Genomic DNA, 13525 nt, shown 5'->3' on the forward strand with positions numbered 1-13525 from the left:
TTGAGCATGCAGCAGATTCGTCTTTATGAGATGGCGTATCCACGGTTGTCTCTCATTGGACCGCGTCGGCGGCTTTTACCGCTCGGAACGGAATTCAAGATTCGTGCAATGAACGATGATGGACGGCGATATGAGTCTGGCAGTTCTTGGGGCAGACGCGGGCGCACGCTCCGCAGCCGATACATCGGCCGGGATAATCAATGACCATGATCACGCGACTGAGCTCACCATTAAAGTCGTCTTCGCCATCGCAAACACCGAGCATGTCACCTGCCTCATCGATGCCGTGGGCATGCATGACCTCGCGTGAGCAAACCTTGAAGCAGCGACCGCAGCCGATGCACATCGCAGGGTTGATCGAATTCAGATATTCCGGCATCCATCGGGACCCGTCGCGAGTCACGGATGAGCTTGTCATAGATTCCTCCGATTTATCGTGTTCTGCCGATGACAAAGTGGCTGAGGAAGGCCCGCCAATTGTCAGACAAACGCGAGTTGGCAGCTGACTAACGCCGCAATCTTTACCCCAGTGCGGTCCTCCACCTTCGCTTCTGCATCTTCCGATCTTGTGATTTCGAACCCAGCGGATTCCACGAAGGTCCTCGAGTCGCATGTCGCGTCAAATCGTCTGACCGATTCAAGCTGCGCTGTCAGTCCCTTCATATCTTGTGTGGCGACGGCAATTCGCGAAGTGCCCACCTGCCGTTTCGTCCGCGTTGATGAAGTCCGCCATTGAAGAGCGAGACGCGACGAATTGATCTCATTATTGCGATTACCGCCTATCGGTTGAGGCAAGTGGGCCGGGGTTCGGAGGGTGGTTAGCCAGAATGATGTTCGCGAAGTCGAAGATCACGTCGCGGGTTCCCCGGTATAATACTGTAAGCTTGTGCTGGCTGCCGAAGCGGTCGAAGATGGGGAAACCCACCCGCATCAGCGGAACACCGAGACGTCTGGCAGCTTCTCGGCCGTGCGAGTGTGTGACGATAAGATCGGCCATTGCGGCGAGACTTTCCAGATCACTGAGATCGCCGACTTTGACGGTTTTCGCCGGTACCATCTCGAGCGCCTTCGAAGTGCCGGTCGTGGTGACAGCGGCCGCAATTTCCGCACCCATGGTAGTAAAAAAGTTGGAGAGCTGGAAAAGTTGATCGGGTTCGGAAGCGATTGCGATCTTCTTGCCAGCCATATGGGAATGTCCGTCAAGCATGGCATCCTGCAACTGCATTCGGTTGCGGCGGACATTGAGCGGTGTCTGTTTGCGTGACATAGCGGCGAGCACGCGAATGAAGCGATCGACGTTTTCTAGTCCCGTCAGCGATCTAAACAGCACGTACGGCACGCCGGTCAGTCTCTGCAGCGCTTCAGCCGGTCGCCGCATATGCTCACCGATTGCGATACACTGCATCGTCGCACCGAGATCGCGGATCTCCTTCAATTTCGTGCCGCCATTCGTTATCGGCATCCATTCTTCGGGGATGGAGCCGTCGAGCGCTCCGGATACGTCGGGCAGAATAACCGGGTCGAGGCCGAAACTTACGGCCGTTTCGCGCAGATGTTCTATGTCAGCAACCGTTAAGTTCCAGCCAGGCAAGATCGCGATCTTCCTCGGATTGCGGTACTGCTTGTCAGGTCGCGCTATTGCCTCGATCACGGCGGTAACAGCTTTAGACCACCCCTCCTCTATGGCGCCGTCAAAGTCAGGCGTGTTGACGACTACCACTTCGGTGCCCACAAGTTCTATCCCCCGCCTGCGTTTGATATTTTCGACGTCACCGGCGACATCCTCGTCGCGGGCCTCTACCGATGCGGTCGTGCATATCCCGATCAGTCGTGGCCTTGTGCGGGTTTTGAGGCTGAGAATTGCCTCTTCGAGACGATCCGCGCCGCCGACGATTATCGCGGCTTCGTTCATCGCCGTGGTTTGCAGAGGGATCGCTTCATTGAAGTGCCTCACGAGCAGTGCGAGCGCGAAGCTCGTACATCCCTGGCTACCATGGAGCAGAGGTATTGCGCCGTCGACGCCCAGAAAGGCGAAGGCAGCACCAAGCGGCTGAGACGACTTCAGGGGGTTGACCGCCGCCGCCTTAGTTTGGGATACGACGCGTGCCATAGTACGACCTCAACATCTTTTTGCGAGTGATCTCGCGGGTTTGGTTCGACGCGCTTACGCTTCTCTTTTCGCTCGCTTTTCAGCGACCAAGGCCGGCTCCCATGGCGCCGGCTCGCGCACCTGCGGCCACATCGGATGCTGGATTGCCAGGTCAATTTGTCGAGCAAGTTGCACCATTCCCTCATAGCCAGCGTAAGCGTGATGACGCTCCTGGTTGATGTCGAGCCAGGGCATTTTTGCCTTTAGCGCTATATACTGGGTGCGTCCGCCCGATAGCATGATGTCAGCCTTTCTCTCGAGTAGAAGCGAGAAAAGCTCGCGCGGCGACATCGTCTCGAACAGAAGGTTCTCCTCCTTCAGGGTCTGTTTCACTCGCTCCCTATCTTCGAGCGTCGATTTCTTGACTGACGTGCCGACGATCTCCATGCCGATCTCCATCAAGGCATGGACGACCGACCAGGATTTCACGCCGCCTGTATTTAGAAGCACGCGCTTGCCCTCAAGGCGAGGTCGGTACGCTTCCAGCCTCTTCCACACCTTTTCCTCTTCTTCCGCTACAAGGATTTCCGCGCGATGCAAAAGCGAGGGGGCAGCACCCTTCTTTACAAGCAGATCGGCGATCCGCCGGAGCGCCTCCGAGGTGCCGGAGATGCCATAGAAGGAGCCCTCGAAAAACGGAATGTCCCAGCGTTCCTGCATCTTACGTGCCAACGTAACGAACGCTGTCGAACACACCGTCATCGCCGCGCGTGAGCGGTGGGCGGAGGCGACTTGCAGATATCGCGCGTCTCCGGGAATACAGGCACGGACGCGAATGCCGAGCTTATCCAAGAGCGGCTTCACCTGCCAGAACTCACCCGAGAGGTTAAATTCGCCGAGTATGTTGATGTCGCAAAGGCCCGGTTCATCGGGCTCCACGGTACCTATGACATGCTTGAGCAGCGCCTCGCCCGCTAGCTTGTTGCCGAGGTTTTTAGATCCGACAAAACCTGGCGCATCGACCGGCACCACTGGAAAGGCGAATTCGTCCGTCGCTCGCTTGCAAACAACGTCGATGTCGTCACCGATCATCGCTGTAACGCAGGTTGAATAGACAAAGATTGCCGCGGGCGCATACCCATCCTTGATTTCCCGGATCGCTTTAAAGAGCTTCCGTTCACTGTGTCCCATTATGATGTCGATTTCCGTAAGATCAGTCGTGAAGCTCGTGCGCCAAAGCGTTGGACCTGACGAGGCAGCGCCACGGTTGTCCCAGGAATTTCCCTCGCAGGCGAGTGGCCCGTGAATCAGATGTGCGACATCGGTGATCGGCTGCAGTGCGACCTTGGCGCCGTCGAAAGCGCAACCGCCGACGGCCGTTCCCGGGGCCATTGGCCTCGCGCAATTCCTTCGGCGCGCCTTAGGACCCTTGCTGCCGCTCCTTTCACTCGCTAGCTCGTGGAAGGCATCTTTGATTTTGGCGTTGAGCGAGGACATTCGTCTGCCTTCATATCTGGTTGAGAGATAGGCCGCCTGGCCGACCGCCGCTCCTAGCGAGTGAGGTCATACGAATAATCTGTCACACCCGCGTGCATTGTTTCGCGATCGAGGTTGTCGAAGATCTTGTCGAGGATCGACGTTAGAAGACGCAGTCCGCCTTGGTAGCCCATGAGGGGGAATCGATGATGATGGTGCCGGTCGAAAATTGGAAACATCAGCCGAACCAGTGGGGTACCGGTGTCCCGTTCAAGATACTTCCCATAAGAATTTCCGATCAGGAGATCCACCGGCTCTGTGAACAGTAGCGAGCGCAGTGCCCAGAGATCTTTGCCTGGCCAGACCTGTGCATTCTTCCCGAAGGGCGAGGATGCGAGGAGTTCCTTCATCTCGTCCTCCCAAGCTGAGGTGCCATTTGTGGCGAGGCAGTGGGTTGGCTCGCCGCCGGTCTCCATGATGAAGCGCGCCATCGCATAGACGAAATCTGGATCGCCATAGATCGCGTATTTCTTTCCGTATAGCCAAGCTTGGCTGTCCGCCATCGCATCGATGAGTCGGCCGCGCTCCAGACGGATCGCCTCGGGAATCTCTCTGCTGGAAATTTCCGATATCACCATCAGAAGTTCGTCGGTAGCTTCGACGCCGAGAGGGTAGTGGAAGGAGGTCGCCGCTTGTCCAACGTCTCTGCAGTAATCTAACGTCTTGCGAGTGTTGTAATATTGCAGGGACAATGTCCACTCCGCGTTCAACGCCGCCTTCACGTCATTGATGCTGGTCCCGCCGTCATACATCCGAAATTTGCCATCGGAAGGCGTATCGAACTGATCTGATGCGTCCTGGATGAACATGTAAGTCACTTGCATCAGGTCGAGCAGGCGTTTTAGTTCGCGATTGTTCCCAACGCAGAAGCCATCAAATCCAGGAATGATGTTGATAGTAGCGGTGGCTTCATTTCGCGCGGTGCCCTTCCAGAAATTCTCCAGCACACCTTTTACCATGCTGTCATAGCCATCGACATGGCTGCCGACAAAGGCAGGTGTGTGGGCGAAGGGGACATCGAAATCTCGCGGGACAGAACCTTCACTTTTGGCGTTTTCGATAAAACCATGCAGGTCATCTCCGATGACCTCGGCCATACATGTGGTCGATACCGCGATCATGTTCGGGTTATAGAGCTTGTACGTGTTGGCGAGGCCGTCGACCATATTCTTCAGGCCACCAAATACAGCGGCGTCTTCTGTCATTGATGACGAGACCACCGATGACGGCTCCTTGAAATGGCGCGATAGGTGCGACCTGTAGTAGGCAACGCAACCTTGGCTGCCATGGACGAACGACATCGTTCGTTCGAATCCCGCCGCTGCGAAAACCGCGCCGAGTGGCTGGCAGGCTTTGGCTGGATTAACGACAAGGGCTTTACGGGCCAAGTTTTTCTCGCGGTATTCCCAAGTCTTCGTGAATTCGCGCTGGTCTGACACGACCTTTTCCGGGTGTGGGCGTTCGAAGTTCAGCTTTTTCTCGGCCAACATTTGCCTGTATTCCGGCTCGCAGAACAAAGGCGCATGGTCGAGAGCTTTCTCAGCTGATTGCGGCATAGGGTCACCTCTTTCGGTCTGGCTGCGACGACATGGTGGCGATCAGAGACCTTCGGCGCGTAAGGCCTCCCGCATTTTTCTTCGAGAATATTAGGTCCTCATGCTACTGCCATCCGCCGAGGCGCGGTCATTCTTCCACGGCGCGTCGTAAAGACCCCAAACGGGATTGTTGATGGCCATGTCCATGTCTCGGGCGAAAATCGAAAAGCCGTCATAACCGTGATACGGACCAGAATAGTCCCATGAGTGCATCTGACGGAATGGAATGCCCATTTTCTGCACCGGGTATTTTTCTTTAACGCCGGACCCGACGAGATCGGGCCGAATTCCCTCAATGAATTTCTCAAGTTCATAGCCAGTCACATCGTCGTAGATCAGCGTGCCTTCTTTTACATAATGGCCAGTGCGCTGATAGTCGTCGCCGTGACCGAATTCGTAGCCGGTTCCTACGATTTCCATCCCGAGGTCCTCATAGGCGGTGACGACGTGACGAGGACGCAATCCCCCGACGTAGAGCATCACCCGTTTGCCGGAAAGGCGCTGCCAGTATTTGTCGATTACGGCCCAAACGAGGGGTTGGTATTTGGCTATGACCTTTTCGGCTTTTTCTTGGATCTCCGGCCCGAAGTGCTTGGCTATGTCGCGCAGCGAGGCATCGATTTGGGAGTGTCCAAAGAAATTGTACTCCATCCAAGGGATGCCATATTTTTCCTCCATGTGCCTGGAGATGTAATTCATCGACCGATAGCAGTGAATGAGGTTGAGTGCCGCTCTCGGCGCGCGCTCCACTTCGGCGAGAGTTGCATCTCCGGACCAGTTGCCGACCACGCGCAATCCGATCTCCTCGAGCAGGATGCGCGAGGCCCATGCGTCGCCGCCAATGTTATAGTCGCCTATGACATTTACGTCGTAGGGACCTGGATCGAATTTTATGTCTTTCTTGTCGAAGACCCAATCTCGAATTGCGTCGTTGGCGATGTGGTGGCCAAGCGATTGCGACACGCCACGGAAGCCTTCGCAGCGTACCGGCACGACGGTCGTCGCGTGTTCTTTGGCCTTTTTTCGAGCTACGGCCTCGATATCGTCGCCAATCAGGCCGATCGGACATTCTGATTGCAGGGTGACGCCATTGCTTAGCGGGAAAAGTTCAGCGATCTCATCGATGACATTTTCCAGTTTCTTGTCACCGCCGAAAACGATGTCCTTCTCCTGGAAATCGGAGGTAAATTGCATCGTCACGAAAGTGTCGATGCCTGTCAGACCGACGTAATAGTTGCGACGTTGCGACCAGGAGTATTGACCACAGCCGACCGGCCCGTGTGAAATGTGAACCATATCCTTGATTGGTCCCCAGACGACACCTTTTGAACCGGCGTAAGCGCAGCCGCGGATCGTCATCACGCCTGGAACAGACTTGATATTCGACTTTACCTCGCATTCGCTAATCGCGTTTGGGTCCTCGCCGGCGTCCTTTTCGCTCGTTGCCAGGCTAAGGTGTTTACTTCGGCGCTTCGCTGCTTTGTCCGGATATTGCGACAGCACATCCGCTATAAGCTTCGCATGTAAATCACTGTCATTGGCGTATTTGAAGGTCATTAACCCAACCCCTTGGAAAATCCGGCTGAAGCCACATCGGCGAAACCTCCCTCACGGGATGGCGGGTGCTTTGCGTGTCGCTGCGCGCTCGTGTCAGTGTGATCACTGGGCAGCTTTCAACTTGGCATCCCTGGCTTGAAGTTCGGCAAGCATCTGCTCGTCGGTCTTCATGATCCCGAAATCGAGAAGCATGTCCTCAAGCTCTTCCATGGTGATGGGGGTCGGGATGGTGCCTTTGCCAGAATTGTCATGTATTCTCTGGGCAAGTGTTCGGTACTCGGCCGCTTGCTGAGAGTCCGGCGCATATTGGATCACCGTCATCTTTCTAAGCTCGGCGTGTTGGACAATGTTGTCGCGTGGCACGAAATGGATGAGCTTAGAATTGAGTTTGGCAGCCAGCGCTTCGGCGAGGTCGAGTTCGCGATCGGTTTGACGCTCGTTACAAATGAGGCCGCCCAGGCGTACGCTGCCGCCTGCAGCATATTTCAGGATGCCCCTGGCGATATTGTTGGCGGCATAGAGCGCCATCATCTCGCCGGACATGACGATATAAATTTCCTGAGCTTTGTTTTCACGGATCGGCATCGCGAAGCCGCCGCACACAACGTCACCGAGCACGTCATAAGACACGTAGTCGACATCGTTGTAGGCGCCGTTCTCCTCGAGAAAGTTGATCGACGTGATAACGCCGCGTCCCGCGCAGCCGACGCCTGGCTCCGGGCCGCCAGACTCCACGCATTTGATACCTTTATAGCCTACCTTGAGCACGTCTTCGAGTTCAAGATCTTCAACCGAACCTCTCGTTGCAGCGAGATCAAGAACCGTATCCTGGGCCTTCGAGTTCAAGATCAGGCGCGTAGAATCGGCCTTAGGGTCACAGCCGACGATGAGGATCTTCTGCCCATGGTCCACAAGGGCGGCTAGCGTGTTTTGGGATGTAGTGGACTTGCCAATGCCGCCCTTTCCATAGAATGCGATCTGACGCAGAGCTGCCATGTTTGGCGTTCCTTCATGTGTTCGAGGCAATGCGGTTATCCCGCAACGTGGATGCGGAGGCCGTTCCGCTGCCTCGCTATAGCTCACAAGATTCGTGCCAAGCAGGCCGATAGAGATGACGAACAATAATTTACTGCGATTCCAGTTATGTGGGCGCAAAGATGCGGGATTGAGAACAGGAACGCTTGTCACGTAACCGACAAAGGTGATGACAATGTCGAATATCTGACCAGCCGACAGGATGTCTCATTTATCCATGTGTAGCTTCTAGGACCATTGTTCGAACAGCCTGTATCCCATCACCAGACCAGCAGTAACGAATTCTGATCACTTGCCGCAAAGGGCTGTTTCCGGCGATGATCAAGCGCCATGTCACTCGACTACGCCACGGCTAGCGATCCACTTCACGAGGAAGACGTCATTGACGCGGCGTCTGGGCGCGAGCGATGGCAAATGTTCATATAAGTCTCGCTCCAGAAGCACGACATTTCAAAGTGGCAGCGAACCCATCGGCCTCGTTCCGCGGCGATGCACGGGTTACCAGTTGCAGGCGTGTTGAAGTCCCCGCTGCGATAGCGGGTGATCTCCTTCAAGTTCCGTCAATTCGCCGAAGCATGTGTTCAACGTTAATCGCGTGGAAGATAAAGCCGAGATCGCTAAGCGGAGAATCGTATCGGATGTCGTCTATTGTGGCGATCAGGCGGTCAGCATCGATCAGTCCCCTTCATGCAGCAGGCAACGACGGGATAATTGATTAGTGATCTCGCTAGCACCGATAATCAGCGAGCCGGTCAGATAGTGTTCGAAATTTTCTCTTATAGAAACTCCGAAGAACCGTTTGGGATATCCAAGCCGTTCCAACATCCGGCGATGCAGCGCCTTTTCGTGCCTCCAGGCTAAAGGCAAACTCCGATAAAATCGTACGGCTTCTGGCTGGGCGAATGGGCTAATTGGCCATATGCCATGGCTCGCAAACAAAGGAGCCCGCGCGGCGTGTGCCTCCAGTACCGAGATCGGCAGAATAGGAAAGGGTGCTCGATCGCAGCTTACTGCATAGTCGGGCAATCAGTTTTTGAGTACCAGTGTCATGGCGGAGGGAAGGATCGCAGGAAGGAATGCATCGCTAATATTACGAGCGAATTGCTCGTGATTTTGCTCGAAAGCATGGGCCATTAGCAATTCATCACCGCCTGTACCAGTTGCGACCGCCCGTGGGGCTGAGGCAGTTGCGAGCGACTTCAATAGTTGATGGAGAGGCCGCTGCAGATCGGCATTGTAGGGCGCGGGGACGTAGTCGCTACTCACCTCGAACCCACACGGAACCATTGGTACCGTGTCAACACGCAGCGTTTGGTCGTGGAAGCCAAAGTGCTCGATTGCTATTTCGCGCCGCGAAGTCTGTTGACTTCGAGCTGGCCCCTCGACCTCCAAGGCATAGGTTTGCAGGGCGTCAGGATGCTGCCCCGCCAAAATGGCGGCAACGACTGCCGAATCCAATCCTCCGCTGAATTCGCTAGCCGTGAGGGCCGGCGTGAGGGGCCAGCGACGCAGCAGGGTGTCGATCAAACGGCATGCTGCGGCTGCAACATCGGCCTCATCCACAAGCGGAGTCGGGATGAAATACGGTGCCGGAGGGGGATATTTCGTCTCGATGGCTCCCGTCCTGCTGATGCAAAGTGACGCGCGCTCCGTCAGCATGAAAACACAGCGAAACATCGTGGTTGTTGCATAGGGGAGCGTCCCCACAAGACGCAGGCCGGTTCGATCCGTGTCGACGTCGGGGAGAGTCATGCCCGAATAAAAGTCCGCTATCGACCAGGAGAGCTCGATGCGCTCGCCGCTGACCTTCAGATAAAGTGGCGCAACACCTCCATGTCCGGCGCTGAAGGTCACCGTGCCGGAATGGCGATTGATCGAAATTGTCTGATAGTCCAATGGCCATTGCCCAAAAGCACAGAAATCCTGCGCTCGTTCTATCGGCCAATCCCTGAGTGCCACAAGGTGCCCATTCGCTTCGGCAGAACGCTCGCGGCAGATCAGGATGATTTGATCACTGGTGTCCCACCGGAAGCTTTCGAGCAAAGGATGGTCTAGGATCTTGATAGAGATGTTGGGGTAGGGCGGGTACATCGGGGGTTCAGCCACGTACGAGATGACCTCGGTCAATCGTTCCCTTGAACATGGTGATCGCTTAGTTGATGAAAATCTAAAGGGCCAGTGACCGCCGCCTTGGCGACGGTCACACGGATGAAACTTAAACGTCCAGTTTGTCCATGTCGCCTGGCTTGCCCCCCTTGATCATGGCAGCAATTTCTGCGGTCGAAGGGGTCGGTCCGACGCGCGGCGCCTTGGCAAACACGCTCAACTCGCTACCGATGAGATTAACGGGCTTGCGGCTAGTTGTCGTTTCCATGTTATGACTCTCCGTTGGTTGCTCTCCTCGCCGTCCCCCTAAAGGGATGCCAATTACGCGAGTGACTGAGGTACACTGACTGTCCCATGCCGTTCTAGGGTGGCATAGGCTGCGGAATCATTAGGCTGCAATCGATCCGGGCGGCTACGTGACTGGCTCTCTGACCTAAGCATTGATTGCGATGTAGCACCGCTTGTGCAAAAGAATTCCGGGCGGGGACTTGTGCGCTTCTGAGCCGGACTGGCGGCGAACTGGTGACCAAAAATTCCTGAGCCGTAAGGTTCAAACATCGAGCGGAATTTCCTATGCTAGCTAGTTGCCCTCACGTCTGCGGGGCGGACGATGGGATGACTTCGAGTGGCACGACTAATTCGTTTTCGAAAATGCTGGGCTCTGAGAGGATGTGTGTTTGCCACCCGTTGGCGCGCAAGGAGTTTATCAGCTTTGGGTGCGTCTCGCCGATGAGCGAGGTGATGCCGGCAACGCGGCAAAACTCCATCAACCCGATCATCAAAACCCGCGATACTCGAACCCCGTCAATCCTTTCGTCACCGCTTGCAACCGCCCACCGCGTCCATTCGAAAACGTCGTGCGACCTTGGCCACTTTTGGCCCCGCATGATTTGCGGGTAGACGCTTGAAAGAAGATGCGGCTGCACCGTAGGAAGGAGCCGAGAATACCCGATCACCGCATCGTTCTTGAGAACGCTAAAATGAATAGCGCAATCGTGATCAAACTGATCTATTTCCCGTCTGTCACTCTTGCGTAATGCCTGCCATCCACGTCGTTCCACAAATTGCTGGTGTCGAAACCGCCAGATTTTCTCCATGATTACGGCGTTAGCCCGAGAGTCCCCAATGCAAATCTTCATCATCGCTCCCTGACCCCCCGAAGACCACTATGCGCGATCTTTCTGTCCTTGAAAATGAGTAGAAATACTCATTTCTGAGCTAGGCCGTAGTGACGATTTAATGTCTTGGGATTGAACGAAGCCGCTATCGCGGCATTTGGAGCGCGGGATTGCATGATGCGCTTCTGATTTGAAGGATTGGGCTGTTTTAGCCCGACCTTTGAACAGGAGATGACGATGACAGAGATAAGCCCGCTACGCCGGCGCATGATCGATGACATGACGATCCGCAATCTTTCGCCAGCGACGCAACGATCGTATTTGCATGCGGTGACGAAGTTCTCGCGCTATTTCGGGCGATCGCCAGACCGTCTTGGACTGGAAGACGTGCGCGCGTTTCAGGTGCATCTGGTCTCATCGGGCCTATCATGGCCGGCCTTGAACCAGACAGTTTGTGCCCTGCGGTTCTTCTTTGGCGTCACGCTTGGTCATGGCGAGATACCGGAGCGCATTGCTTATGCCCGGACACCCGCCAAGCTTCCGACGATCCTAAACGGCGACGAGATCGTGCGGTTTCTGGAAGCGGTTCCGAGCCTGAGGACCCGCACCGCATTGACGACAGCTTATGCGGCGGGGCTGCGCGCCTCGGAAGCTGTCCATCTCAAGGTCCGCGACATTGATGGCGAGCGCGGCATCATCCGCGTCGAGCATGGCAAGGGCGGAAAGGATCGCAACGTCATGCTGTCAGCGCAGTTGCTCGCGATCCTGCGGGTCTATTGGCGGCTGGCGAGACCCGAGGTCTGGCTGTTTCCGGGCCGGGACGAGACCAAGCCCATTGACGTCCAGGTTCTGTATTCTGCCTGCCGTTCGGCGTGCACTGCTGCCGGCATCGACAAAAGGGTGACGGTACATACGCTGCGTCACAGCTTTGCCACCCATCTTCTGGAAAGCGGAACCGACATCCGCATCATTCAGGTTTTGCTCGGCCACAACAATCTGTCCACCACGGCACGCTACACGAAGGTTTCCAATACGCTGATCCGCAGCACGACCAGCCCGCTCGACCGGCTGACGCTAGAGGTGGTGCCGCCAGGCTGAGCATAGCTTCGCTATGGCGGCGGGACTGCAGGTGGCGGACATTTTTCGCCGCCACGGGGAAAGATATCGCCAAACACACGACGCTCATCTCGGGCGTGTCGAACGCCGGGTCATGAGTGCGGTCGAGATGTGCCGGACCGCTCGCCTGGGCGGGCATGTCCAGCAATGTCAGGACTGCGCGGCGTTCCGCATCGCCTATAATTCCTGCCGCAACCGGCATTGCCCGAAGTGCCAGGGACAGGCGAGCCGTGACTGGCTTGCTGCCCGGCAGGCCGACCTTCTGCCGGTCGGCTATTTCCACGTGGTTTTCACCCTACCGCAGCAGATCGCCGCAATCGCCTTCCAGAACAAAAATGCCGTTTACACGATCCTCTTTCGCGCTGTCGCCGAGACGCTGCGCAGGCTTGCTGCCGATCCCAAGCATCTGGGTGCAGAGATTGGCTTCATCGCGGTGTTGCACTCCTGGGGCCAGACGCTCCATTATCACCCGCATATCCATTGCATCGTGCCGGGCGGCGGATTGTCGGCCGACCAGTCCCGCTGGGTTGCCTGCCGGGCAAACTTCTTCCTGCCCGTGCGGGTTCTGTCACGCCTGTTCCGGCGGCTGTTTCTCGAAGAGCTGAAGCAGGCCTACGACCTGGGCCAGCTTCGGTTCTTTGGCGATATCGCCGGCCTGGCCGATCCGGCCGCGTTCAATCGCATCGTCAAAGAAGCGCGGCGTGTCGACTGGGTGGTCTACGCCAAGCCGCCATTTGCCGGACCCGAACAGGTGCTGGCCTATCTCGGGCGCTATACCCATCGCATTGCCATCTCCAATTCCCGCCTCGTCAGCATCGATGGCGATCGCGTCACATTCCGATGGAAGGATTATCGAACGGGCGGCAGGCAAAAGGTAATGACGCTTGATGCCCACGAGTTCATCCGCCGTTTCCTGCTTCACATCGTTCCGGACGGCTTCCACCGCATTCGTCACTTCGGCTTGCTTGCCAATGGCCATCGGCAACTGAAGCTGGATCTGTGCCGAAGCCTGCTCGACGTCCCGCCGCCGGAACACCCGGTCGAAGAACCGGACGCAAAGCCACCACCCTTGGCGCATCGCTGTCCCTGTTGTGGCGGAGCCATGACAATCATCGGCGCATGGACCCCGCTCCAGCCGGTACGCCGGCCAGCATGGAAAGACAGTTCATGATCATATCACGCGCAGCATCATTGCAACGATCAGCGTCGGCATGCCGGGAGCCGCGAGGCGAGTGTTTTGGCCAATGCGTGCCTGAGCGACGTAAACCGCCACAGAACCAAGGGGTCGGCCGATGCAAACCAGCCGACAGGAGCGTCAAAGACACCGCATACCGGCAAGAATCTCCTTCCAGACCTGTCCAGGTGCTCCGGCA

11 protein-coding genes are annotated in these 13525 nt (G+C 56.4%); 2 read left to right on the plus strand and 9 right to left on the minus strand.

From position 1 onward, the window contains the following. Positions 1–94: 94 nt before the first annotated feature. From fdxB to RL_RS28195, 9 genes are all read right to left on the minus strand, one after another. A complete protein-coding gene (gene fdxB / locus RL_RS38405) occupies positions 95–418 on the minus strand; it encodes a ferredoxin III, nif-specific (protein WP_011654200.1) in 324 nt (107 codons plus the stop codon). A 354-nt stretch (positions 419–772) separates the two neighbouring features. Then, positions 773–2110, minus strand: a complete 1338-nt coding sequence (gene nifN / locus RL_RS28165) for a nitrogenase iron-molybdenum cofactor biosynthesis protein NifN (protein ID WP_011654201.1) — start codon at positions 2108–2110, stop codon at positions 773–775. Between the two features lie 54 nt (positions 2111–2164). Then, positions 2165–3586 carry a nitrogenase iron-molybdenum cofactor biosynthesis protein NifE gene (gene nifE / locus RL_RS28170; RefSeq protein ID WP_011654202.1) on the minus strand — a complete coding sequence of 474 codons (1422 nt, stop codon included), beginning with the start codon at positions 3584–3586 and terminating at the stop codon, positions 2165–2167. Positions 3587–3639: 53 nt separating this feature from the next. Then, positions 3640–5181, minus strand: coding sequence for a nitrogenase molybdenum-iron protein subunit beta (nifK, locus tag RL_RS28175; protein WP_011654203.1), 1542 nt, complete (start codon positions 5179–5181; stop codon positions 3640–3642). 90 nt (positions 5182–5271) lie between these two features. Next, positions 5272–6777 (minus strand): nitrogenase molybdenum-iron protein alpha chain, encoded by a 1506-nt coding sequence (nifD, locus tag RL_RS28180; RefSeq protein ID WP_011654204.1) that lies wholly within the window; start codon positions 6775–6777, stop codon positions 5272–5274. A gap of 102 nt (positions 6778–6879) precedes the next feature. After that, a complete protein-coding gene (nifH, locus tag RL_RS28185) occupies positions 6880–7773 on the minus strand; it encodes a nitrogenase iron protein (RefSeq protein WP_011654205.1) in 894 nt (297 codons plus the stop codon). Between the two features lie 1065 nt (positions 7774–8838). Then, a complete protein-coding gene (locus RL_RS28190; protein WP_020048083.1) occupies positions 8839–9939 on the minus strand; it encodes an asparagine synthase-related protein in 1101 nt (366 codons plus the stop codon). An 88-nt stretch (positions 9940–10027) separates the two neighbouring features. Then, positions 10028–10186: a hypothetical protein gene (locus RL_RS40275; protein WP_020048084.1), complete on the minus strand. Its 159-nt coding sequence runs from the start codon at positions 10184–10186 to the stop codon at positions 10028–10030. A 322-nt stretch (positions 10187–10508) separates the two neighbouring features. Beyond that, positions 10509–11060: an acyl-homoserine-lactone synthase gene (locus RL_RS28195; RefSeq protein WP_011654208.1), complete on the minus strand. Its 552-nt coding sequence runs from the start codon at positions 11058–11060 to the stop codon at positions 10509–10511. Between the two features lie 213 nt (positions 11061–11273). Between RL_RS28195 and RL_RS28200 the strand changes: the two genes are divergently transcribed. After that, positions 11274–12134 (plus strand): tyrosine-type recombinase/integrase, encoded by an 861-nt coding sequence (locus RL_RS28200; RefSeq protein WP_011654197.1) that lies wholly within the window; start codon positions 11274–11276, stop codon positions 12132–12134. 13 nt (positions 12135–12147) lie between these two features. Beyond that, positions 12148–13323, plus strand: a complete 1176-nt coding sequence (locus RL_RS28205) for an IS91 family transposase (protein WP_011654196.1) — start codon at positions 12148–12150, stop codon at positions 13321–13323. Positions 13324–13525: the final 202 nt, after the last annotated feature.

Source organism: Rhizobium johnstonii 3841, from assembly GCF_000009265.1.
Classification (GTDB): Bacteria; Pseudomonadota; Alphaproteobacteria; order Rhizobiales; family Rhizobiaceae; genus Rhizobium; species Rhizobium acaciae.